20 protein-coding genes are annotated in these 24,170 nt (G+C 69.5%); 18 read left to right on the top strand and 2 right to left on the bottom strand.

All coding sequences use genetic code 11. The annotated features are described in order from the left end of the window. Window positions 1–52 precede the first annotated feature (52 nt). Complete coding sequence (gene flgA / locus AC07O8_RS06960) at window positions 53–877, bottom strand: flagellar basal body P-ring formation chaperone FlgA (protein WP_495047336.1); 825 nt, start codon at window positions 875–877, stop codon at window positions 53–55. A gap of 161 nt (window positions 878–1,038) precedes the next feature. Here flgA and flgB point away from each other — a divergent pair, with 161 nt between their 5' ends. The 14 genes from flgB to AC07O8_RS06890 all read left to right on the top strand — a co-directional run bounded on the left by flgB (window position 1,039) and on the right by AC07O8_RS06890 (window position 16,726). Further along, on the top strand, window positions 1,039–1,428 hold the full coding sequence (gene flgB / locus AC07O8_RS06955; RefSeq protein ID WP_495047335.1) for a flagellar basal body rod protein FlgB: 390 nt from the start codon (window positions 1,039–1,041) through the stop codon (window positions 1,426–1,428). A 27-nt stretch (window positions 1,429–1,455) separates the two neighbouring features. Beyond that, on the top strand, window positions 1,456–1,872 hold the full coding sequence (gene flgC / locus AC07O8_RS06950) for a flagellar basal body rod protein FlgC (RefSeq protein ID WP_297526474.1): 417 nt from the start codon (window positions 1,456–1,458) through the stop codon (window positions 1,870–1,872). 60 nt (window positions 1,873–1,932) lie between these two features. Continuing rightward, the gene (locus AC07O8_RS06945) at window positions 1,933–2,592 is read left to right on the top strand and encodes a flagellar hook assembly protein FlgD (RefSeq protein WP_495047334.1); all 660 of its coding nucleotides are present in this window, start codon (window positions 1,933–1,935) and stop codon (window positions 2,590–2,592) included. 87 nt (window positions 2,593–2,679) lie between these two features. Then, on the top strand, window positions 2,680–4,083 hold the full coding sequence (gene flgE, locus AC07O8_RS06940) for a flagellar hook protein FlgE (RefSeq protein ID WP_495047333.1): 1,404 nt from the start codon (window positions 2,680–2,682) through the stop codon (window positions 4,081–4,083). 52 nt (window positions 4,084–4,135) lie between these two features. Next, window positions 4,136–4,864, top strand: a complete 729-nt coding sequence (flgF, locus tag AC07O8_RS06935; protein ID WP_495047332.1) for a flagellar basal-body rod protein FlgF — start codon at window positions 4,136–4,138, stop codon at window positions 4,862–4,864. 59 nt (window positions 4,865–4,923) lie between these two features. Continuing rightward, window positions 4,924–5,706, top strand: coding sequence for a flagellar basal-body rod protein FlgG (gene flgG, locus AC07O8_RS06930; RefSeq protein WP_495047331.1), 783 nt, complete (start codon window positions 4,924–4,926; stop codon window positions 5,704–5,706). A gap of 94 nt (window positions 5,707–5,800) precedes the next feature. Next, window positions 5,801–6,541 carry a flagellar basal body L-ring protein FlgH gene (locus AC07O8_RS06925; protein WP_495047330.1) on the top strand — a complete coding sequence of 247 codons (741 nt, stop codon included), beginning with the start codon at window positions 5,801–5,803 and terminating at the stop codon, window positions 6,539–6,541. A gap of 45 nt (window positions 6,542–6,586) precedes the next feature. Beyond that, window positions 6,587–7,732, top strand: a complete 1,146-nt coding sequence (locus AC07O8_RS06920) for a flagellar basal body P-ring protein FlgI (RefSeq protein ID WP_495047329.1) — start codon at window positions 6,587–6,589, stop codon at window positions 7,730–7,732. A 1-nt stretch (window position 7,733) separates the two neighbouring features. Beyond that, window positions 7,734–8,621: a flagellar assembly peptidoglycan hydrolase FlgJ gene (flgJ, locus tag AC07O8_RS06915; protein WP_297526486.1), complete on the top strand. Its 888-nt coding sequence runs from the start codon at window positions 7,734–7,736 to the stop codon at window positions 8,619–8,621. A gap of 62 nt (window positions 8,622–8,683) precedes the next feature. Then, window positions 8,684–10,660, top strand: coding sequence for a flagellar hook-associated protein FlgK (gene flgK, locus AC07O8_RS06910; RefSeq protein WP_495047328.1), 1,977 nt, complete (start codon window positions 8,684–8,686; stop codon window positions 10,658–10,660). An 87-nt stretch (window positions 10,661–10,747) separates the two neighbouring features. Continuing rightward, window positions 10,748–11,995, top strand: coding sequence for a flagellar hook-associated protein FlgL (gene flgL, locus AC07O8_RS06905; RefSeq protein WP_495047327.1), 1,248 nt, complete (start codon window positions 10,748–10,750; stop codon window positions 11,993–11,995). Window positions 11,996–12,008: 13 nt separating this feature from the next. Then, window positions 12,009–13,154: an EAL and HDOD domain-containing protein gene (locus AC07O8_RS06900; protein WP_495047326.1), complete on the top strand. Its 1,146-nt coding sequence runs from the start codon at window positions 12,009–12,011 to the stop codon at window positions 13,152–13,154. A 216-nt stretch (window positions 13,155–13,370) separates the two neighbouring features. After that, window positions 13,371–15,896: a sensor histidine kinase gene (locus AC07O8_RS06895; protein WP_495047325.1), complete on the top strand. Its 2,526-nt coding sequence runs from the start codon at window positions 13,371–13,373 to the stop codon at window positions 15,894–15,896. Between the two features lie 203 nt (window positions 15,897–16,099). Beyond that, window positions 16,100–16,726 (top strand): response regulator, encoded by a 627-nt coding sequence (locus AC07O8_RS06890; RefSeq protein ID WP_495047324.1) that lies wholly within the window; start codon window positions 16,100–16,102, stop codon window positions 16,724–16,726. 77 nt (window positions 16,727–16,803) lie between these two features. Here the strand turns inward: AC07O8_RS06890 and AC07O8_RS06885 are convergent, their stop codons facing one another. After that, a complete protein-coding gene (locus tag AC07O8_RS06885; protein ID WP_495047323.1) occupies window positions 16,804–18,588 on the bottom strand; it encodes a sensor histidine kinase in 1,785 nt (594 codons plus the stop codon). 256 nt (window positions 18,589–18,844) lie between these two features. Between AC07O8_RS06885 and AC07O8_RS06880 the strand changes: the two genes are divergently transcribed. The 4 genes from AC07O8_RS06880 (at window position 18,845) to AC07O8_RS06865 (ending at window position 24,114) form a co-directional block, all read left to right on the top strand. Then, window positions 18,845–19,228: an Hpt domain-containing protein gene (locus tag AC07O8_RS06880; RefSeq protein ID WP_495047322.1), complete on the top strand. Its 384-nt coding sequence runs from the start codon at window positions 18,845–18,847 to the stop codon at window positions 19,226–19,228. Next, window positions 19,225–21,432 carry a putative bifunctional diguanylate cyclase/phosphodiesterase gene (locus AC07O8_RS06875; protein ID WP_495047321.1) on the top strand — a complete coding sequence of 736 codons (2,208 nt, stop codon included), beginning with the start codon at window positions 19,225–19,227 and terminating at the stop codon, window positions 21,430–21,432. Before AC07O8_RS06880 ends, AC07O8_RS06875 begins: the two co-directional genes overlap by 4 nt. Before the next feature lie 85 nt (window positions 21,433–21,517). Continuing rightward, window positions 21,518–23,395 (top strand): GGDEF domain-containing protein, encoded by a 1,878-nt coding sequence (locus tag AC07O8_RS06870; RefSeq protein ID WP_495047320.1) that lies wholly within the window; start codon window positions 21,518–21,520, stop codon window positions 23,393–23,395. Between the two features lie 128 nt (window positions 23,396–23,523). Further along, window positions 23,524–24,114: a hypothetical protein gene (locus AC07O8_RS06865; RefSeq protein ID WP_495047319.1), complete on the top strand. Its 591-nt coding sequence runs from the start codon at window positions 23,524–23,526 to the stop codon at window positions 24,112–24,114. The last annotated feature ends 56 nt before the right edge of the window (window positions 24,115–24,170 follow it).

Genomic DNA, 24,170 nt, shown 5'->3' with positions numbered 1-24,170 from the left:
GGAACTTGAGGGGCGAGCTTCACAAATTAGACAGATCTCTCGGTGAAGGGCATCACAGTACCACCTCCACCCGTCGTTCACCGATCGTACGCCCGGTGGCCATGCGGCCATTGTCGAAGCGTACCCGGACATCCTGGCCTTCCAGCCCGACGCCCATCGCCTGGCCTTCGCCGGCGATCGCATAACCATCGCCGGTCGCCATCACCTGCACCCGGTCGCCCGGCTGCACCCACTGGCGCAGCTTGAGGTCGACGGAGCGCAGTGCCTGGCCGGCCGCGACCGGTTTGGCCAGATGACGTCCGAGCCAGCCTTCCGCTTGTGTATAGATGGCGCCGGCCTCACCGGCAATATCTACTTCGGCCAGGCGGAAGTGTTCTTGAGTCAGGACCGTGCCGGTCGGCAGGTCGGCGGCGGCGACGAAGGCCTGGCCGTAGACCTTGATCGTCAGCGGCAGCGTCACGTTCCATTTGGTCACGCCGGCCACGCAGCGCAGTCCCAGGCGGCTGCGACCCCACATCCTGGTACCGGGCGGCAGGTAGGGCTGGATCTGCGCGCAGGGCGCCAGGCGAAGGCGCGGATCCAGCTTGCCGATCTCGATCTCCACGCGCGCCTGGTTCGGCGCCACCTGACGGGCCCCGGCCATCGCCAGCGTCTGCAGGCGATCTTCCAGTGTCGCGTCCAGCGCGTTCAGGCCTGAGCCGCCGGGTTCGCTGATAGAAATATTGGGCGCCACGGCGACCTGCACCGGCGCCGTGGTCTGCGCGTCGGCCTCGTCCACCAGCCCGAACATCAGCCACACGGACATCAGCGCCCCCGCCAGCATGGCGGGCAGCGCCTGCGCGTGGCGGGCATGGGGGGAGGGGCAGCTTTGCGGCATGGGTCGGAACTGTACGGATCCGCGGCTCGCCGGTGGCATCGAAATGCGCCGGGATCACCCGTCTTATCGCGCTCATGTTTTCGGACCTGCTGAACACAATGCTCGAACGTGACAGAACCGGGCCGTCCCGACGTGCCCGAACCGTCCGAAGGAGAAACGACATGCTGAACAAACTGACCGACGCGATGAACTTCCAGTCCCAGGCGCTGACCCTGCGGGCGGAGCGTCAGCGTCTGCTGGCCAGCAACATCGCCAACGCCGACACCCCGGGTTACCAGTCCAAGGACATGGATTTCGCCAAGGCGCTGCGCGCGGCGACCTCCCCGGCGGCCAATCCCTCGGACTCCAGCCAGACCCTGACGCAGCGCACGCAGAACGCGCTGCAGAGCAGCCTGAGTTCGATGACCAGCATGGACAGCAACACCGTCGACATGGACCGCGAGCGCGCCAGCTTCGCCGACAACACGGTCAAGTACGAGGCCTCGCTGCGATTCCTGAACGGCTCCATCCGCACGATGCTCGATGCGATGAAGTCGCCGAACGCGTCCTGATCCGGGTAACGAGACAAGGAGCCCGTCATGTCGATGTTCAGCATCTTCCACATCAGCGGCAGCGCGGTCAGCGCGCAGAGCCAGCGCCTGAACGCGGTGGCCAGCAACATGGCCAACGCGGACACCGTCGCCGGCCCGGACGGCCAGGCCTACAAGGCCCGCCAGGTGGTGTTCCAGAGCGTGCTGGCCCAGAACGGCATGGACCAGACCGACGTCGGCGTGCAGGTGGTGGGCGTCCAGGAGAACCAGACCCCCGGCCGCCGCATCCACGATCCGAGCCACCAGCTGGCCGACGCTGACGGCTACGTCACCTACAGCAACGTGAACAGCGTCGAGGAGATGGTCAACATGATCTCCGCCTCCCGCTCGTACCAGAACAACCTCGAGGTCATGGGCACCGCCAAGTCGCTGCTGCTCAAGACCCTGCAGATGGGCCAGGGCTGACCGCCCGCTCCTCCTGATTAACCGCACAGACGCGAACAGAACGCGAACGGAACGCCCATCATGGACTTCACCGCCCTGAACAACAACACGAAGACCGGCGCCGCCTCGAACACGGCCGCCGCCAGCGCGACCGGCACGAGCGCGCAGGAAACGTCCGACCGCTTCCTCAAGCTGCTGGTCGCGCAGCTGCAGAACCAGGACCCGATGAACCCGATGGACAACGCCGCGGTCACGACGCAGATGGCGCAGATCCAGACCGTCACCGGCGTCAGCACGCTGAACAGCAGCATCCAGGCCCTGGGCAGCCAGTTCGGCCAGATGCAGGCGCTGCAGAGCGTGAGCCTGGTCGGCCGCGACGTCACCGTCCCCGGCAACAAGATCAGCGTCGCCGACGGGAAGTCCACGATGAGCTTCGACCTGGCCGGCGCCGCCGACACCGTCAAGCTGGAGATCCTCAACGGCGCCGGCGAGGTGGTCTCCACGCAGGACCTCGGCAAGATGAAGGCCGGCATGCAGTCCTACACCTGGGACGCGTCCAAGGCCACCGAAACGACCAACCTCAGCTTCCGCGTCACGGCGACCAACGCCAGCGCGCCGGTCACGGCCACCACCCTCACCCGTGACACGGTGCGCGCGGTGAACACGAGCGGCGCCACGCTGCAGCTCGAACTCAAGAATTCCGGCCTGGTCGACTACGACAAGGTCCGCTCGCTGGGCTGATCCCAGCACTTCCGCCCCAGCCCAGCTCCCCAGCTTCACCCCGATTTATCCCGCAGATTCGCGCCTGAATCGCCCAAGGACACGACCATGAGCTTCCAACAAGGCCTCTCCGGACTGAACGCTTCCAGCAAGAACCTGGAAGTCATCGGCAACAACATCGCCAACTCGCAGACCTACGGCGCCAAGTCGTCGCGGGCGGAGTTCGCCGACATGTACGCCGCCTCGCTCAACGGCGCCGGCACCAGCGACGTCGGCATCGGCGTGCAGGTCCAGACGGTGGCCCAGCAGTTCACGCAGGGCAACATCTCGATCACCGAGAACCCGATGGACCTGGCGATCAACGGCGCCGGCTTCTTCCAGGTGTCGGACGGCAAGAGCCCGACGGTGTACACCCGCAACGGCCAGTTCAAGGTCGACAAGGACGGCAACATCGTCAACAACGACCAGCTCAAGCTGATGGGTTATCCCGCCGACGCCAACGGCGTGGTCCAGCCGGGCCTGGCGCAGGGCCTGAAGCTGCCCACCGGCGGCATCGACCCCAAGGTCACCAGCGACATCAAGATGGAGTTCAACCTGGACTCCCGCGCCGGCCCGACGGCCGCCTACGACCTGACCGATCCGGCCGACCCGAACTCGGCCAAGATCGACAAGACCGGCCTCACGCTGAACGACCCGACGACGTACAACAACGCGACGTCGATGACGGTGTACGACGCCAAGGGCCAGCCGACCGCGCTGACGATGTACTTCCAACGCGCCAACAACGACGACGCCAACGGCAACACCGTCTGGAACGTCTACCTGACGGCCAACGGCAGCGCCGTCCAGTTCGACTCGCAGGGCAACCCGATCGAGACCGACGACGGCACCGCCAAGGGCAACCCGCTGACGCCGTTCACGCAGATGACCTTCCTGCCCACCGGCGGCAAGCCGGTCTCGCCCGGCCCGAGCGAGTTCCTGAACCTCAAGATCCCCGCCGGCACGAACTCGCAAGGCGCCCCGACGCTGCCGATCCCGGCGCCGCCGGCCGACCCGTCCGATCCGTCGGTGAAGGGCATCAGCTTCGACCTGCGTTCGGCAACCGAGAACGGCTCCAACTTCGCCGTCACCGACCTGACCCAGAACGGCTACGCGCCGGGCCAGCTGGTCGGCATCAAGCTGGAAGACAACGGCATCGTCACCGCCCGTTATTCGAACGGCGAATCCAAGCCGGCCGGTCAGGTCGAACTGGCCAACTTCCGCAACCCGCAGGGCCTGCAACCGCTGGGCGGCAACGTCTGGGCGCGCACCAACGCGTCCGGCGATCCGGTCGTGGGCGTCCCCGGCGACGGCAACCTCGGCTCGCTGACCCCCGGCGCGCTGGAGGAATCCAACGTCGACCTGACCTCCGAGCTGGTGAACATGATGACCGCGCAGCGCGTCTACCAGGCCAACTCGCAGACCATCAAGACGCAGGACCAGGTCCTGCAGACGCTGGTCAACCTGCGTTGATGCAGGCGCCGACGTCCTGACCCATCCCGTTGCCGATCGCTGAGGAGTTCCGATGGACCGCATGATCTACCTGTCGATGAGCGGCGCCCAGGCGGCGATGTCGCGCCAGGACGTGCTCTCCAACAACCTCGCCAACGCCAACAGCAACGGCTTCCGGGCCGAGCTGCAGGCGTTCCGCGCGGTGCCGATCCGCGGCGACGGCTCGTCCACGCGCGCTTTTGCGCTGGAGACGACCACCGGCCACGACCTCAGCGCCGGCCCGATCACGACCACCGACCGCAACCTGGACGTCGCCATGAAGGGCAAGTCCTGGATGGCGGTGCAAGCGCTGGACGGCACCGAGGCCTACACCCGCGCCGGCTCCATGGACGTCGACCAGGACGGCGTGCTGCGCATGCGCAACGGCCTGCAGGTGCTGGGCGACGGCGGCCCGATCACGGTGCCGCCCAACTCGACCATCTCGATCGGCGACGACGGCACCGTCGTGGCCAAGTCCGACGGCCAGCGTCCGGTCAACATCGGCCGCATCAAGCTGGTCACCGAGGACGGCCGCTTCACGCGCCGCGACGACGGCCTGTTCATCGCCGACGGCGGCGACCCGCTGCCCGCCGATCCCGCCGCCCGGCTGCAGTCGGGCGCCCTCGAAGGCTCCAACGTGAGCCCGGTCGAGACCATGGTCGGCATGATCGCCGCCGCCCGCCAGTTCGAGCAGCAGATGAAGATGCTCTCGATCGCCCAGACCCACGGCCAGGCAGCCTCCAAGCTGCTGTCCGACAGCTGATCCGCCTGCCGACAGTTCGCAGTACGGAACCGCATTCGCCACAGGATTAGGAGACCTCGATGCTTCGCTCGCTCTGGACCGCCAAGACCGGCATGGAAACCCAGCAGACCCAGCTGGACGTGATTTCCCACAACCTCGCCAACGTCTCGACCAACGGCTTCAAGAAGTCGCACGCGGTCTTCGAAGACCTGATGTACCAGACGCTGCGCCAGCCCGGCGCCAACAACACCGAGCAGACCACGCTGCCCACCGGCATGCAGGTCGGCCTGGGGTCGCGCGCGGTCGCCACCTCGCGCAGCCACTCGCAGGGCAGCCTGACGCAGACGTCCAACTACCTGGACGTGGCCGTCAAGGGCAACGGCTTCTTCCAGGTCCAGATGCCCGACGGCACCACCGCCTACACCCGGGACGGCAGCTTCCAGCTCGACGCCAACGGCCAGATCGTCACCAACAACGGCAACACCGTGCTGCCGGGGATCATCGTCCCGGCCGACGCCAAGTCGCTGACCATCGGCGCCGACGGCACGGTGAGCGTCACCACCGCCGCCAGCGCCACGCCGACGACGCTGGGCCAGCTGCAGCTGGCGAACTTCATCAACCCGCCGGGGCTGGAATCGCTGGGCGGCAACCTCTACGCCGAAACCGTCGCCTCCGGCACGCCGCAGACCGGCGCCCCCGGCCAGAACAGCCTGGGCACGGTGCAGCAGGGCTTCGTCGAAACCTCGAACGTCAACGTCGTCGAGGAGCTGGTGCAGATGATCCAGACGCAGCGCGCCTACGAGATGAACTCGAAGGCGATCCAGACCACCGACCAGATGCTCCAGAAGCTCTCGCAGATCTGACCGGCCTGAGCCCCGCTCTTCCACCGACCGGGCGCTGAGCGCCCGCGCGACGATGCGGGGGCCCTCGTTCCTGTCCGTGATCCTAGGAGTCGTCATGCCTTCGTTCCCGTTCCTGTCCCACTTCCTGCCCCGTTCCCTGCCCCGTTCCCTGCACAGCTCGCTCGTCGCCCTGGCCGTCGTGCCGGCCGCCCTCGCGCTGACCGCCTGCTCGACCATGTACCCGCAACCGCGCGTGGACATGCAGCCCGCCCCGGTCGTGAAGATGCCCGAGCCCATCCCGGCCTCGGCCAACAACGGCGCCATCTACCAGAACGCGAACTACCGGCCGCTGTTCGAGGATCACCGCGCCCGCCTGGTCGGCGACATCGTCACCGTGACGATCACCGAGAAGGTCAGCGCGACGCAGAAGTCGACCAGCGAACTGGACAAGAGCGGCGCCCTGGCCGCCGGCGTGACCGCGATCCCGGGCATCGCCGCGAACTCCTTCGGCGCCGGCCGCGCCGACGTGGGCGGTTCCTCGTCGAGCAAGAGCACCGGCAAGGGCACGAACGAGAACACCAACGACTTCTCCGGCACCATCACCGCCGTCGTCACCGGCGTGCTGCCCAACGGCCACCTGCTGATCTCGGGCGAGAAGCAGGTCGGCGTCAACGCCAACGTGGACGTGCTGCGCTTCTACGGCCAGGTCGACCCGCAGTCGATCCGCCAGGGGAACATCGTCGCCTCGACCGCGATCGCCAACGTCCGGGTCGAGCAGCGCGGTCGCGGCGCCGTCGCCGACGCCCACGGAATTGGCTGGCTATCCCGCTTCTTCTTGAACCTTTCGCCCATTTAAGTTTCCCCACAATCGGTCACACGAGTCTGCAACCGTGTGACCGAGATGTACCCCACCACCCTCCCCCGCTTCTTCTCCCGCTCCCCTCGCCTGCTGGCCTCCGGCCTGCTCGCGCTGATGGCCCTGTTCGCAATCGCGACGCCGGCCGAGGCGACGCGCATCAAGGAAGTCGCCGCGGTGCAGGGCGTCCGGTCCAACCCCTTGACCGGCTACGGCCTGGTCGTGGGCCTGGACGGCACCGGCGACCAGACCACGCAGGCCCCGTTCACGGGCCAGAGCATGACGGCGATGCTGCAGCAGTTCGGCGTGCTGCTCCCGCCCGGCGTGACCATGCAGCCGCGCAACGTCGCGGCGGTGATGATCACCACCTCCCTCCCCCCGTTCGCGCAACCCGGCCAGCCGCTGGACGTCGTCGTCTCGTCGATGGGCAACGCCAAGAGCCTGCGCGGCGGCACGCTGATCGCCACGCCGCTGCGCGGCGCCGACGGCCAGGTCTACGCGATCGCCCAGGGCAACCTGATCGTCGGCGGCGCCGGCGCGTCCGCGGGCGGCTCCAAGGTCCAGATCAACCACCTCAGCGCCGGCCGCATCCCCGGCGGCGCGCTGGTCGAGCGCAGCGTGCCCACGCCGCTGCAGCAGAACGAGTGGCTGCAGCTGGACCTGAACGCCTCCGACTTCGGCACCGCGCGCGCCGTCGCCAAGGCCATCAACAAGTCCAAGGGCGAAGGCACGGCCATGGCGCTGGACGGCCGCGTCGTGAAGGTCCGCGCGCCGCTGGCGCCGGACGCGCGCGTCGCCTTCCTCGCCGACATGGAGAACCTGAGCTTCGACCAGGAGACCCCGGCCGCCCGCATCGTCATCAACGCCCGCACCGGCTCGGTCGTCATGAACCAGGCCGTCACGCTGCAGCCCTGCGCGGTCGCGCACGGCAACCTGGCGGTGACCATCTCCAGCACGCCGCAGGTCAGCCAGCCCAACGCGCTGTCCGGCGGCCAGACCACGGTCACGCAGAAGACCGACATCTCGATCAAGCAGGACCCCGGCTCGCTGATCCAGCTGCCGGCCGGCGCGCGCCTGAACGACGTCGTCAAGGCGCTCAACACGCTGGGCGCCACGCCGCAGGACCTGCTGGCGATCCTCCAGGCGATGAAGAGCGCCGGCGCGTTGAACGCCGAACTCGAGGTGATCTGACATGGCCCTCTCCACCCCCCTCAGCACCGCGCTCGGCATGGGCGTGAATGGCCTGTCGTCCGACACGCGCTCGGTCGAGCAGCTCAAGGGCACCGCCTCGCGCGACCCCAAGGCCGCCGTCAAGGAGACCGCGCGCCAGTTCGAGGCCCTCTTCATGCAGGAAGTGATGAAGAGCATGCGCCAGGCCACGATGAACAGCGGGATGATGGAGAACTCGGCGACCCAGATGGGCGGCGAGATGCTGGACCAGCAGTACGCCGCGAAGATGACCGGCCTGCCCGGCGGCCTGTCGCAGGCGATCGAGCGCCACCTGCAGCGCCAGCTCGGCGTCAAGGACGGCGAACTGCCGACCGCGAAGGACGCCACCAAGGTCCAGCAGCTGCCGGCGCTGGCCGTCAAGAACGTGCAGCCGCACGTGCAGGACTTCATCCTGAAGCACGACGCCGCGGCCAAGTCGGCGCAGGCGTCGACCGGCATCCCGGCCAGCTTCATGATCGCGCAGGCCGCGCACGAGTCCGGCTGGGGCAAGCGCGAGATCCTGAACAAGGACGGCTCCAGCAGCTTCAACGTCTTCGGCATCAAGGCCGGCGCCAACTGGACCGGCAAGGTCGCCGAAGTGCAGACCACCGAATACGTCGACGGCAAGCCGACCAAGGTGACGGCCAAGTTCCGCGCCTACGGCAGCTACGAAGAGGCCTTCAAGGACTACGCCAAGCTGATCGGCAACAACGACCGCTACCGCGACGTCGTCGCCAAGGCCAACACCGGCAGCGCCGAGGGCTTCGCCAAGGGCCTGCAGAAGGCCGGCTACGCCACCGACCCCGAATACGCCACCAAGCTCGCGCGCACGATCAACACCACGATGCGCGTGCAGCGCGCGCTGGCCTGATCGCGCGCCGCTGAGCAGGTCCTGAACGCCTAGAACGCCCAGGAAAGACCGAGGACACCGACATGAGTACCTCCCCGCTGCTCTCGCTCGGCATGCGCGCCATGTTCGCCAACCAGGCGGCGCTGCAGACGATCGGCCAGAACATCGCCAACGCGAACACGCAGGGCTACTCCCGCCAGGAAGTGGTGCTGACCACGCCCGAGGGCCAGTTCACCGGCGCGGGCTACTTCGGCAAGGGCGTCAACGTGCAGACGGTGACCCGCTCGCACAACGAGTTCCTGACCCGCGAGGCCGCGGCCGCCAAGTCGCAGGCCTTCGCCGACACGACGATGCAGTCGCAGCTGGCGCAGCTGGAGAAGCTCTTCCCCACCGGCGACGACGGCATCGGCCAGTCCGCCAACGACTTCCTGAATGCGCTGGTCGACGTGGCCAGCCGCCCGTCCGATCCGTCCGCGCGCCAGGTCGTGCTGGGCAAGGCGCAGGCGCTGGCCGCGCGCTTCCAGAGCGCGGGCCAGCAGCTGGCCGACCTGCAGTCGGGCGTCGTCAGCGACATGAACGCCGACGTCAAGCAGGTCAACGAACTCGCCAAGCAGATCGCCGCGGCGAACGACCAGATCGCCCGCTCGGCCGGCACCAGCCACACCCCCAACGACCTGCTCGACAAGCGCGACCAGCTGATCTCGCAGCTCAGCCAGTACGTGCAGGTGAGCACCGTGCCCAACAGCCGCGACGGCACGGCCGGCGTGTTCATCGGCGGCGGCCAGGTGCTGGTGCTCGGCGGCCAGGCGCAGCAGCTCTCGGTCACGCCCGACCCGTACGACGGCGGGCGCGCGCAGCTCTCGATCACCGACACCAGCGGCACGCGCGCGCTGGACGACAGCACGCTGACCGGCGGCTCGCTGACGGCGATGCTGCGCTACCAGAACACCCACCTGCAGGATGCCCGCAACCTGCTCGGCCAGATGGCGACCGCGATCGCCACCCGCGTCAACGAGCAGCAGAGCCTGGGCATCGACCTGAAGGCGCAGGCCGGCGGTCCGCTGTTCACCGTCGCCAATCCGACGGTGCTGCCGGCGACGACCAACCGCGGCGACGCCAAGCTCAGCGCCACCGTCACCGACGGCTCGCTGGTGCCGGCGCTGTCCTTCATGGTCACGCCGGATCCGACCGGCACGCCCGACAGCTACCAGATCGCGGTGCGCCCGGGCGGCCAGCCGACGATCATGAACAACGACCAGATCAAGGCGGCCTACGGCATCAGCCTGTCGACGACCGGCAGCATGCAGCAGGGCGACAGCTTCCTGCTGGAGCCGGTGGCCAACGCGGCGGGCAGCTTCAAGCGCGCGCTGGACGATCCATCCGGCCTGGCGGCGGCGTCGCCCATCATCGGCACGACCAACATCAACAACAAGGGCACGGCGACCGTCGACACGCTCTACGCGATCAACGACAAGTTCGACAAGAGCAAGCAGCCCGCGACCGTTGAGTTCGGCGCCGTCAACGCCGACAACAGCATCAACTACACGATCACGCTGTCGGACAACACGCAGGTCAGCGGCACCTGGAAGGCCGGCGGCAAGATCGGCAACGATCCGGCCAACGGCGTCGACCTGGGCTTCGAACTGCGCATCAACGGCGTGCCGCGCGAGGGCGACAAGATCGCGCTGCAGGTCTCGGACCAGGTGGTCTCGACCAACAACGGCAACGCCAAGGCCTTCCTCGCGATGCAGAGCGAACCCTTCCTGGGCAAGCAGCTGCAGGTCGACGGCACGATGTCGCGCGGCCAGACCGTCAACGAGGCCTACGCCGCCGCGATGGCCGACATCGGCTCGCGCGTGCAGGGCGCGGACTACCTGGCGCAGGTCTCCACGACGGTGGCCTCGGACACCGAGCAGACCCGCTCCAGCCAGGCCGGCGTCAACCTCGACGAGGAGGCGGCCAAGCTGATGCAGTTCCAGCAGGGCTACCAGGCCGCCGCCAAGATGCTGCAGGCCGCGCAGAGCCTGTTCGACCAATTGCTGAGCGTGGTCGGCCGCTGACGCGCCCGACCTGCCGCCCCCCCCGATGCGCGATCGAACTCCCGACAAATCGCCTGACCAATCGCCTGAATACTGAAGGACGCCGCCATGCGACTCTCGACCAACAACATGTTCGACACCAGCATTGCCACGCTGCAGCGCCGCCAGCAGGAGATGCAGGACGCGCAGCAGCGCCTGACCAGCGGCAAGCGCGTCGAGAAGGCCAGCGACGACCCGACCGGCGCGGCCCGCGCCGAGCGCGCGCGCACCTCGATCGGACAGGTCGACGCCAGCCAGCGCGCGCTCGACGCCAGCCGCAACAGCATGACGCTGGCCGAAAGCGGCCTGGGCGACGCCAACGAACTGCTGCAGCAGATCCGCGAGTCCCTGGTCGCCGCCGGCAACGCCAGCTACAGCGACCCGGAGCGCCAGGGCCTGGCGACCAAGATCCAGGGCCTGCGCGACCAGCTGCTGTCGATCGCCAACCGCACCGACGGCGCCGGCGGCTACCTCTTCTCCGGCCAGGGCACCTCGGGCACGCCCTTCCTCGACAACCCGGTGCAACGCGACGCCTCGGGCAACCGCATCGGCGGCGGCGTGGGCTTCGAGGGCATCTCGGGCAGCGTCACCACCGGCAACCTCGAGAACTATCCGCTCAGCGTCGACGGCCGCCAGGCCTGGGAGCAGGCGCGCAGCGGCAACGGCACCTTCGAGACCGGCCCCGCGCCCAACGCGCTCACCGGCAAGGCCTCGACCGGCTACATCGACGCCGGCCGCGTCACCGATCCGGCGCAGGTCACCGGCGACAGCTACAGCATCGTCGTCAGCGGCACCGCGCCGGCGCAGACCTACACGGTCTTCAACGAATCGCAGGGCCACGTGCCCGTCGCCAGCGACAACTACGCCGCCGGCCAGAGCGTCAAGTTCGACGGCATGGCGATGACCATCGCCGGCGCGCCGTCCGACGGCGACACCTTCAGCGTCAAGCCCGCGACGGCCGACCTGAAGCTCTTCGAGGTGCTGGACCGCACCGTCGAATCGCTCAAGACCACCGGCCGCACCGGCCCCGAGATCACGCAGGCCAACCTCATCAACCTGCGCGACCTGGACGCCGTGATGGGCAACCTCGCCAACGTGCGCAGCCAGGTGGGCGAACAGATGAACAACCTGGACGGTTCCGAGTCCCGGCTGCAGACGCTCAAGGTTTACAACAAGGCTGAGCAATCTGCCGCAGAGGACCTGGACATGACCCAGGGCATTTCCGACTTCCAGAATCAGCAGACGGGCTACGATGCGGCGCTGAAGACCTACTCGATGGTGCAGCGCATGTCGCTGTTCCAGTACATCAACTCCTGATGCGCCGATCTGCATGAACTCGACACACGCCGTGCTGGGCCAACTGGCCCTGGGGTACGCGCCCCTGGTTTCCAAGTCCTTCGACATCGAGGCCACCCGCGTCACGGTGTTCGCGCTTCGCCCCGAGGGCACGCCCGACGCCGGCGAGCTGCTGGCGGCGCTGGCCGAGGCCTTCCCGACCAAGCCCGTGCTGCTGAACGTGGCGCACGAAGGCCTGCTCAAGGGCCTGCTCGCCGCCGCGCTCCCGGGCAACTTCAAGATCGAGGTCCCCGCCTTCCTGCTGTCCGACGCCGACCTCGCCGCCCAGGCGCAGGCGCGCGGCGCGCTGCTGAAGGGCCGCTCCGACGCGGCCGGCTTCAAGCAGCTGGTGCTCGACCTGCAGGAGCTGGGCGGCGGTCCGCTGCCGGCGGGCAAGTCGGTGCTGGTCTCCGGCGCGCGCAACGGCGACGACTTCAAGCAGGCGCTGGATGCCGGCGCGGCCGGCGTGCTGGGCTGGACCGTCCACGGCGAGTTCGAGGCGCCCGCCGCGCCGGCGGCCCGCAACGACGCGCAGGCCGACCTCCAGGTGATCGTCGAGCTGATGTCGCGCGTCGACCAGGGCGAGGACGTCGAGCGCCTGGAGCAGACGCTCAAGCGCGATCCCAGCCTGGCCTTCAAGCTCCTGCGCTACATGAATTCCGCGGCCTTCGGCCTCTCGGTCGAGGTGTCCTCGTTCCGTCACGCGATCATGCTGCTGGGCTACGCGCGCCTGCGCCGCTGGCTGGCGCTGCTGCTGGCCACGGCCAGCAAGGACCACGCCATGCGTCCGGTGATGTTCGGTGCGTTGCGCCGCGGCCTGGTCATGGAAGAGCTGGCCAAGAGCATGACGGACTCCGAGGTCCGCGACGAGATGTTCATCTGCGGCCTGTTCTCGCTGCTGGACCACATGCTGAAGCAGCCCTTCGAGAAGCTGCTGCAGTCGATCCCGGTGCCCGAGCGTGTGCGCCAGGCGCTGGTCGATCAGACCGGTCCGTACAAGGGCTACCTCGACCTGGTGCAGGCGATCGAGAACGAATCGGTCATCGACGTCCGTGCCGCGCTCGACACGCTGATGCTGGGCCCCGACGAAGTGAACGGCGCGGTGCTGCGCGCGCTGCACAAGGCCTCGCAACTGGAGTGAACCCGGGCGCGAAGCCCAAAGCAACGAGAGGCCTCGCCGGCACGCCCGCGAGGCCTTTTTCATTGCGGTCCTCGGTCGCAAAACCGTGAAAGTAAGACGGCGATCGGGGACGGCAGGTCGCGGGGTTTTGGCCCTTGCGGCCAAGGCCCTGCGACCTGGCGGCCAACGCTCAAACCGTTGCAGATAGGCGGTCCCCACCCGGCATAAACTCGCCCCGTGTCGACCCAACTTCCCCTCGCCTCCCCCGATCTCGACGCCCTGCGCGCGCTGCTGACGGCTCGTGGTCTGGCGCTGTCCGACCTGCTGGCTGGCCTGTGGGAGGGTCCGTGGCCGGGTTTCGTGCTGGACGCCAAGGGCCAGGTCTTGCTGACCAACGCGCGCCTGCAGGGGTTGATGGGCGCGATTTCGCTGAAGGGTGAGCGCCTGCTGCCCAGCGGCAAGGCGCAGGAACTGCGGCTGGTCGATGACCAGGGTCGCGATCATCTGCTGCAGGCTTGGGTGCATCCGTTGGAGGGTGGACTGGGCCTGGCGCTGCTGCAGGACCACAGCACCGAGCTGGCGGCGCGGGAACGTGCGGACCGGATGCAGTCGGAGATTGACCAGTGGCTGGACCTCAGCCCGCTGCCCGCGCTGATGCACGACGACCAGGGCCTGCTGCTGCGTTTCAACGGCGCCTTTGCGGCGCTGTGCCGACGCCTCAGCCCGCAGATGCCGATCAGCCTGCACGAGCTGCCGCCCGAGTGGCGCGACCTGCTGCATGCGAAGGCCCCCGAGTCGGGCCAGGAGACGCATCGCAACGCGCTGCTCGCGCCGCCCGGCGACCGGCGGCGCTGGATCCGTGTGCGCGCCCGCCGGTTGAGCGGCCCGTGGACGCGACCGCGCACGCTGGTGATGCTCGAGGACCGCAGCGCGGAACAGGACCTGGAGCTCGCGCAGCAGCAGCTGCAGACGCTGATGGACACCGCCGGCGTGGGACTGGCGACCTTCCAGGCGGAAGGCGGCTGGTCGCGGCCCGGCACCGGCGCACCGCCTCCGCCGCCCGTTCCCGGCGACGAAGGCATGCGGCCGGCGCCGGCGCTGCAAGGCGTCAACCGCGACATGGTGGAGCCCGAGTCGCGCGCAGAGTACGAGAAGCTCCAGCAGGCGCTGAAGCAGGCCACGCCGACGGTGGCGCGCTACGCGGTCCGGCATCCCGAGCACGGCCTGCGGTGGCTGATGACGCGGGTCGAGATCGGCCAGTTGGCCTCGGGCCAGAAGACGACCTCCGTGCTGACCGTCGACATCACGGACCACCACCAGGCGCAGGAGCGCAACGAGCTGCTGCAGCATTCGCTGAACCTGCAGACGGAGCGCGAGCGCGCGGTGCTCGACTCCGTGCTGGTCGGCATCGTGACGGTGGGCCGGCAGGGCATCGAGTGGATGAACCGCTCGGCGCGGCGCATGTTCGGCGGGGACCTGCCGGAATTCGCCGGTCAGCCGATCAGCAGCGTCGCGACCGAGGCGCCGGACCATCCGTTCCGCCAGACGCATTACCTGGACGACCTGCCCGAGGGCCAGGCCGAGACCTTCGAGTGCCGCGTGGTCGCGCGCGACGGGCGGGAGTTCTGGGTGGTCGGCAACGCGGTGGCGACGGTCGGGCCGGACAGCTCGCGGCAACTGACCTACGCGCTGCTCGACATCGAACGTCGCCGCCAGGCCGAGGCGCAGAGCCAGCAGGCGCAGGCCTCGCTGCACCGGATCATCGAGGCCGCGCCGATCGCCATCAGCCTGCACGACGCCCGCACGCTGCAGGTGCGGCAGATCAACCAGGCCGCGGCGGCGCTCGCGGGCCGGCCGGAGGAAGAACTGCTCGGCGCGAGCCTGGAGGCGCTCTTCGGCAGCGGCGACGAGGCGGAGACCATCCGCTCGGACATGGAGTTCGCGCTGCAGAGCAGCGAGGTGCTGCAGCGCGAGTACCGCCTGACGGTGCGCGGCCAGGCGCGGATCTGGGACGCGCGGCTGCTGCACCTGGCGGGCGTCAACGACGCCAGCGGCGAACTGGAGCCGGAGCAGCTGCTGCTGGTCGCCAGCGACGTCACGCAGCAGCGCGCGCAGGAAGCCGCGCGGCTGGAGGCGGCGATCGCGCAGCGCGAGCTGCTGGTGCGCGAGGTCCACCACCGGATCAAGAACAACCTCCAGGGCGTGGCCGGTCTGCTGCAGCAGATCGCCGCGCGCAGGCCTGAGGTGCGCACGGTGATCAACGAGGCCGTCGGCCAGGTGCAGGCGATCGCGCAGGTCTACGGGCTGCAGGTGGGGATGTCCGGACCGCTGCGGCTGCGCAAGGTCGTCGAGGCGGTGATGGGCTCGGTGCAGCGGATGTTCGGGCGCGAGATCCTGGTCGAGATCGACGGCGCGATGGCCGAGCAGTCGCACCGCTGGGGCCTGCCCGAAGCCGAGGCGATCCCGATCGCGCTGACGCTCAACGAGCTGTTCACCAACGCGGTGAAACACGGCGGCGAGACGCCGGTGCGCTGCGAGCTGCGTTTCGATCCCGAGCAGGTGGTGCTGCGCATCGTCAACCACGGGAAGCTGCCGGCGGGATTCGACCTTGCGCAGGTGCGCGGCGGCGTCTCCGGCCTCGGCCTGGTGCGCGCGCTGCTGCCGCGGCGCAGCGCGCTGCTGGGGCTCTCGCAGGACGGCGACCAGGTGGTCTGCGAGCTCAGCCTGTGGCCGCCGGGGGTGCAACTGCTGGAGGCGCTTTGAGCCCTCACGGAGCAGGAGCTGCTCCTTTCTCCGCATGCCTGATTCCCACGTCGACAGCAGCACCGCGGACCGCCCACAGGGTCACTTGTGACCACCCGAAACCGGGGCCCGGCCGCCGCAGACCCGGCCGCGGCATTTCGGTGACAATCCCGGGTCCCCCATCGATTGGGGTTGGCCTGGGTGACGTTGGAGTCGGGAGCAGCGTGAGCAGCTTGGATGGCGTGAGCAAGGACGTGGGCGCGAGCGGCAAAGGCCGCATCCTGGTCGTGGACGACGACCGGCTGGTGCTCGCCACCTTGACGCACGGCCTCGCCCAGGCCGGCTACGAAGTGTTCGACGCCGACAACGGCGACGACGCCATCCTCATCGCCCGCCAGCACCGTCCCGACCTCGCGCTGCTGGACATCCGCATGGAAGGCATGACCGGCTTCGACGTCGCCGGCTACCTGCGCGACTACCTGCAGCTGCCCTTCATGTTCCTCTCGGCCTTCGCCGACGAGGCCACCGTGGCCAAGGTGAAGGAACTCGGCGCCCTCGCCTACCTCGTCAAGCCGCTGGACATCCACCAGATCGTCCCCGCCGTCGAGGCCGCCTTCGCCAACCGTCCCGCCCGCAGCGTCGCGGCCCCGCCGACGCCGGCCGTCGAGCCGAGCGCGTCGCTGGAAGTCGTCGAGGCGATGGCCTTGGGCGTGCTGATGCACCGCTACTCGCTGACCCGCGCGCAGGCGCTGTCGCGCCTTGAGCGCATGGCCGCGGAGCAGTCGATCGAAACCGGGGAACAGGCCAGACGCATCGTCGAGGCCGTCGAGCAGTTGTCGCTCGGAAACTGACGCATTGGCCGATGCGGTCGAACGATGCGGTCGAACGATGCGGTCGGCCGATGAGTTCGGCCGGTCAGTTCGGCCGCTCAGTTCGGCAAGGTGAAGTAGAACCGGGCGCCCTGCCCGACTTCCGATTCGGCCCAGATGTCGCCGCCGTGCCGGCGCACGATGCGTCGTGCCGAGGCCAGGCCCACGCCGGTCCCCTGGAAGTCGCTCGCGCTGTGCAGCCGCTGGAACACGCCGAAGAGGCGGTCCGCGAAGCGCATGTCGAAACCCGCGCCGTTGTCGGTGACGACGAACACCCGCTCGCCCTGGCGCTGCTCGGACTCGAAGCGGATCTCCGCATGGTCGCGCTTGCCACTGTACTTCCACGCGTTGCCGAGCAGGTTCTCCAGCACCATCCTCAGCAGCGTCGGATCGCCCTGCACCCGCAGGCCCGGCTGGACCTGCGCATCGACCGCCCGGGCCGGCGCGCCGCGGCGGAGTTCCTCCACCACCTGCGACGCCAGCAGCGACAGGTCCACCGTCTCGTGCCGCAGCGACTGCGACGACAGGTGAGACAGCGCCAGCAACGAGTCGATCATGCTGTGCATCCGCGTCGACGCGCCGAGCACGCGGTCCAGGTGGTCGTTGCCGGCGCGGTCCAGCAGCCGGCCGTAGTCTTCCTTGAGGATGCGGGTGAAGCCCTCGACCACGCGCAGCGGCGCGCGCAGGTCGTGCGACACGGTGTAGCTGAACGAGGCCTGGTCCGCCCGCGCCTGTTCCGCCGCCTGCATCGCCAGCGCCGCCGGCACCGTCTCGGCCGCGCCCTGCGGCCACAGGCTCAGCAGCGTGCCGCCGCCGTGCGGCAGCGCCGTCAGGCACAGCCACCAGGCGCCGCAGGCGCTGCCGGACTGCAGGTCGGGCTGCGCGAGCGCCCGACGGAGTTCCTCGGGCAGCCGTTCCTCGCAGGCGCGCCAGAGCTGACCTCTCGCCTCCGAGCCGCCCATCATCTGCGCGGCCGCCTCGTTGAAATCGATCAGGCGCGCCGATGCCCCCGCGCCGCCCGCGCCGCCTGATCCGTTCGCGGCACCCGCGCCCGCGCCCGCGCCGGCAGCGCCACTGAGCAGCCAGGCCGGACCGGGCAGGGCCTGCAGCCAGTCGGTGGAGGCCGCGGCGGCCGTGACAGTTGCGGTAGCGCTTGCGGGGCCCGAGAACGCCAGACCGTCCGGGCTCGCCGCCGACGGCTCGTCGAGCACACGGGCCGCGCCGAGATAACCGGCGAAGCGCCCCACCGCGTCCGTGGTCGCCTGCCCGCGCAGTTCCCAGCGACGGCCCTGCGAGTCGACGACGCGCAGGCGGTCGAAGCTCTGTCCCGGCTCGACCTGGCCGCGCACGTCCGGCGCGACGCCGTCGGCCAGCCCGTCGCCCGATGCGGAGGACGAGCCGGGGGACGAGCCGGAGGAATGGACGGGCAAGGGCTGGAAGCGTTCCCACAGCCGCTGCGTGACCGAGCCGTTCATCGCCGTGCCGGCCCAGCTCGACGCCGGTGCGCCCTGGGGCGCCTGCCAGCGCACGAGGTGATGCTGGGCGTCGGTCTGCCAGAGCCAGTCCGGCTGCAGCTGCGTCAGCGATTGCGCCTGCTGGCGGCTCTCGCGCAGCAGCTCGCCGAATTGCGCCCGCGCCAGCCGCACCGCGAGGTGCCAGGTCAGCGCGGCCACGAAGATCATCAGCGCGGCGCCCGCCATCACGGCGGTCAGCACCAGGCCGGGGCCGGTGGGCTCGAGGTTGAGCGCGAGCAGCAGGAGCAGGACCACGACCGCCAGCCCCAAGGCCAGCGCGGCTCCCTTCCATGGCCGACGGCGCGCGGCGGCTTCCCCCAACCTGTTCATGCGGACCATTGTAGGCAGGCAACTGCCGGCCCCCGGGCTCCGAACACGTGCGACCGGGCGCCGACGCTTCGCATGAGGCGGCATGGATGCGACACCCACCCCAGGACTTACCCCGAGCGGCGTCTCCAAGAACACCAGAATTGACTGCTTTTTCGCACGCTCGCATCCTTGCGGTGAACGACAATGGTCTGCAACTCCGCGTGGAACCTCCTCGCGGCGCCATGATCAGAAGATGTCACCAGACTACGCCACGACCATGCCCTCCCGGACGCAGCCCGAACCCGCCGTGCTGGACGACCAGGCCCTCGCCCGTCTGCGCGAGCTGGACCCGGCGGGCGTGAACCACCTGCTGGATCGGGTCGTGGCGGCCTTCCTCAAATCGCTGGACCAGCAGGAGCAGGTGCTCGCCCAAGGGCGCGACGCGCCGCGCGACCTGAACGCGCTGCGCCACGTGGCGCACACGCTCAAATCGGCCGCGGCCAGCCTGGGCGCATCGGTGCTGTCGCAGCGCTGCGCCGAGATCGAGGCCCTCGCCCGCGGCGGGCGCGAGGACGGCCTGGCCGACCTGATCGGGACCGTGCTCGACGACATCGCCGCCGCGCGGCTCGCCATGCAGCAACTGGTCCACCCCTCGCGATGAGCCGCGTCGTGAAGGAAGGCGAACTGATCGAACGGCCCCGCGTCCTGCTGGTGGACGACGACCCGGTCAACCTCATGCTGATCGAGGCCGCGCTGCAGGAGCACGGCTTCGAGGTCACCGCGCTGACCGGCGGGCAGCAGGCGCTGCAGCTGGTCACGCAGTGGACGCCCGAGCTGATCGTGCTGGACGCGCTGATGCCCGACCTCGACGGCTTCGAGACCTGCGAGCGGCTGCGCAACCTGCCCGGCTTCGAGAACGCGCCTATCCTGATGCTGACCGGCCTCGACGACGAGGCCTCGATCAACCGCGCCTACCAGGCCGGCGCGACCGACTTCTTCGTCAAGTCCACCCAATGGCGGCTGCTGGCCGGCCGGCTGCGCTACATGCTGCGCAGCTCGCGCACGCGCCAGGAGCTCGAGCGCAGCAAGTCCAAGCTGGCCCGCGCGCAAGACCTGGCCCGCATGGGCAGCTTCGAGTGGCAGACCGGCCACGGCTTCAAGCTGGCCAACGAGGCGCTGCGCGTCTTCGGCCGCGGACCGATCGATCCGCTGGACTTCATCGGCGTGATGCGCATGGTGCCGCGCGAGGAGCGCCTGCTCTTCATGCGCCTGCTGCGCGACGTCGTCGCCCACAACTCGGTGCTGGTGACCGACCTGCCCTTCACGCTGCTGGACGGCCGCAAGCGCGTCATCCACATCGAGGCCGAGCCCGAGTTCAACGAACACGGCAACGCCTGCGGCTACACCGGCGTCATCCAGGACGTGACCGACCGCCGCATGGCGGAGGACCGCATCCGCGAGCTGGCCAACTTCGACGCGCTGACCGGCCTGCCCAACCGCCGCCAGCTGATGTGGCGCGCCGAGCGCGCCATCGAGGCCGGCCGTCGCATGGGCCATGAGGTCGGCCTGCTGCTGATCGACCTGGACCGCTTCAAGGTCATCAACGACACACTGGGCCACGCCGCCGGCGACGACCTGCTGATGGAAGTCGGGCGCCGCCTGCGCTCCTGCGTGCGCCATAGCGACCAGGTGATGGAAGGCATGCTGGAATCGGTCGGCACGCGCTCGCACCGCACGCTGGAGGCGGTGGGCCGCCTGGGCGGCGACGAGTTCGTCGCGCTGCTGCCCGAGGTCGGCGACGAGAGCGACGCCGAGCGCGTCGCCCAGCGCGTGCTGGACGCGCTGCGCGAGCCGATCTTCATCGCCGGCCAGGAATGTTTCGTGACCGCGTCGGTGGGCATCTCGCTCTATCCGCGCGACGGCCTGACCATGGCCGACCTGCTGCGCAACGCCGACGTGGCGATGTACGCGGTCAAGAACCAGGGCCGCAACGCGTCGGCGCTGTACTCGCCGATGCTGGCGGGTCGCGGGCGCGAGAAGCTCGAGCTCGAGTCGGCGCTGCACAAGGCGATCGAGCGCGACGAGCTGGTGCTGCACTACCAGCCCAAGATCGACGTCCGCACCGCCCGCATGGTCGGCGCCGAGGCGCTGATGCGCTGGCGCCGCGGCAACACGCTGGTGCCGCCGGGCGACTTCATCCCGCTGGCCGAGGAGACCGGCCTGATCGTGCCGCTGTCCGAATGGGCGCTGCGCGAGGCCGCGCGCCAGGCCAAGGTCTGGCAACTGAACTTCGGCTTCAGCGAGTCGATCGCGGTGAACCTGCCCAACCGGCTGTTCGAGCGCTCGGACCTGGTCGAGCACATCCACCAGTTCGTCAGCCAGTGGGGCGTGCCGCACCGCGCGATCCAGCTCGAGATCACCGAGACCGGCCTGATGAAGGACCTGCAGAGCGTGATCCCGTCGCTGCACCGGCTCAACGAGGTCGGCGTCGAGATCTCGATCGACGACTTCGGCACCGGCTACTCGTCGCTGGCCTACCTGACGACGCTGCCGATCTCCGAGGTGAAGATCGACCGCAGCTTCGTCCGCGACCTGGGCATCACGCCGCAGAGCTCGGCGGTGGTCACCGCGATCATCGCGCTGGCGCGCTCGCTGGGCCTGCAGGTCATCGCCGAGGGCGTCGAGACGCTGCGGCAGATGGAAGTCCTCAGACGCCTGGACTGCAGCCTGATGCAGGGCTTCCTGTTCAGCAAGCCGCTGCCGCCCGACGACCTGGAACGCTGGCTCGCGCAGACCGTGCTGCCGCGCAAGGCCCCCTGGATCCTGCCGACGTCCGACGCCGGCGAAGACATCCCGACACGCTGAGCCCGGGGCCGGCCGCGAGCGTCAGCGCATTTTCCCGATTCTCCCGATTCCCCCCGTTTCCAACGTCTTCACCGAGTCTCCAACGATGCCGCAGCAGCCCCCCGCTCTCCTGGCAAAAGCGGCCCTGCGCCGGCTGGCGCTGGACAAGCTGGAACCCACGCCCGAGAACTACGCCCGCGCCTACGCGCAGGAGTCCGGCGAGCCCGCCCGTGGCGGCGCCGGCACGCAGCTGCCCGAGCGCGCGCAGGCGTCCGTGGCCCGGCTGCTCGGCCTGGCGGTGCCCGATCCGCAACAGCGCCAGGGTTTCGCGAACCAGGTGCGTGAGGGCAAGTGGGACGAACTCCAGCGCGCGCTGGAAGGACTGCAGCAGACGCACGGGCCCGGCGCGCAAGCCGAGCAGCTCGCGCAGTTGATCGAACGGATGATGCGCGGCCTGGAACGCGGCGGCCGGCAATGGACGCTGGCGCGCAAGAAGGACGGCGTGCTGCGCGTGCTGCAGAGCAACCGCAGCGACCCGCAACGACTGACCCTGCGCCTGAAGCAGCTGGTCGCGAGCTGGGATTCCGACGTCAGCGACGCGCGCGTGGAAACCCAGCCCGCCCCGTTGGACGGCGTCGAGGCAGACGACGACGAACGCGCCGGAACGCCGAGCCAGTTCTTCAGCGAAGAGGAGGCCGCGCAGCCGCCCGACGAGGCCGCCGGCGGGGGCGCCGCCAGCGCCGCGCGTTACGGCTCGCTCGACACGCTGATGGGCGAGGCCGGCCCCGGCCTGCAATCCTGGCCCGAAGTCGGCACGCACCTGAACGGCACCGTGCGCCATGCGCTGCGCTCGGACGACGCCCGCGCGCAGGAGTTGATCGACGAACTGGGCGTGGCGCATGCGGAACTCATCCGCGACGGCGCGACGCCCGAGCGCGCGGCGCAGATGGATGCGCTGTGCGTCCGTGCGCGGCGCTGGCTGGATCACCGCAATCACGCGTTCACCGAACTCGGGAAGCTCTGCGGCGAGCTGACCGGCAGCCTGACCGACCTGGCCGAAGACGATTCCTGGGCCCAAGGCCAGTGCGAGGCGATGAGCCAGACGCTGGCGCAGGGCCTGACGGCGCGCAGCGTGCGCTCGGTCAGCGAGCTGCTGCACAGCACGCGCGAGCGCCAGCACAGCCTGCGCGAAGAGCGCGGCCGCGCCCGCGACGCGCTCAAGGGCCTGATCAACCGGATGCTGCAGGAGCTGGGCGAGCTCGGCCAGCACACCGACCGTTTCAGCGACAGCGTCGGCAAGTACGCCACCGTGATCGAGCAGGCGGACTCGCTGGAAAGCCTGGCGGGCGTGGTGCGCGAGATGGTCGAGGAGAGCCGCAGCGTGCAGTCGCTGGTGCAGAGCACGCAAGGCCGGCTGCGCGACGAGCACGACCGCGCGACGCAGCTCGCCGGACGCGTCGAGGAACTCGAGGGCGAGTTGCGCCGGCTGTCCAGCGAGGTCCAGACCGACCAGCTGACGCAGGTGGCCAACCGGCGCGGCCTGATCGCGACCTTCGAGACCGAGCGCGCGAAGCTCGAGCGCGATCCCAAGCCGCTGGCGCTGGCGCTGCTGGACATCGACAATTTCAAGAAGCTCAACGACAACCTCGGCCACGCGGCCGGCGACGAGGCGCTGAAGGCGCTGGCGGCGCGGGTATCGGGGCTGCTGCGGCCCGGCGACAAGGTCGGCCGCTGGGGCGGCGAGGAATTCGTGCTGATCCTGCCCGAGGCGCCGCTCGAGGAGGCGCAGGCGGTGCTGCTGCGGCTGCAGCGCTCGCTGTCGGCCAGCCTGTTCATGCACGAGGGGCGCGACGTGTTCGTCACGTTCTCCGCGGGCGTGACGCTGTTCCGCGGGGGCGAGACGATGGAGCAGGCGCTGGACCGCGCCGACGAGGCGCTCTACGAAGCCAAGCGCACCGGCAAGAACCGGGCGTGCGTGGCCTGAGGCGCCTCATGTGTCCGAGGCGGGGCGACTGAAACCGCCGCCCCGCTCGATTGCCCTCGATTGCCCTCGATTGCCCTCGATTGCCCTCGATGGTGCCGCCACCCGGCACCGCGCCAGGAGCCCGACCCATGGACCACGCCGCGATCGATCCCAACCAGTTCATCCACATCCGGATGGTGCTGAGCATGGTGGTCAGCCTGTCGATCGCGCGGCTGCTGTCGGGGCTGGCGAAGTTCGTGCAGCACCCGGGCCGGCTGAGGGTCGACGGCGTCCACCTGCTGTGGGCGCTCTACATGCTGGTGACGCTGATCCACTTCTGGTGGTGGGAGTTCGCGCTGAGCCGCGTGGGCCCGTGGCACTTCCTGCAGTTCGCGTTCGTGGTCGGCTACAGCGCGGTGCTGTACCTGCTGTGCGCGATCCTCTTCCCCGACGACATCGCCGAGTACGCCGGCTACCGCGACTACTTCCAGTCGCGGCGGCGCTGGTTCTTCGGGATCCTGGCGTTCACGCTGCTGCTGGACGTGGCGGACACCGGGCTCAAGGGGGCGGCGCATCTGCAGGAACTCGGCACGGCCTACGGCGTGAAGACGGCCGCCGCCATCGTGCTGTGCGGCGTCGCGGCGCTGGTCACCAGCCGGCGCTTCCAGTGGGCGCTGGTGCTGGTCGCGCTGGCGGCGCAGCAGTGGTGGATCCTGCGGCTCTACAACGTGCTGTCGTGAGTCGCCGTGAACCGCCGTGAGCCGCCGTGAGCCGCGCCGCAAGCCCGCGGCTGCGG

It is taken from the genome of Roseateles sp. GW821-FHT09G09 (assembly GCF_059415965.1).
This window is presented reverse-complemented; position numbering and strand designations above follow the sequence as displayed.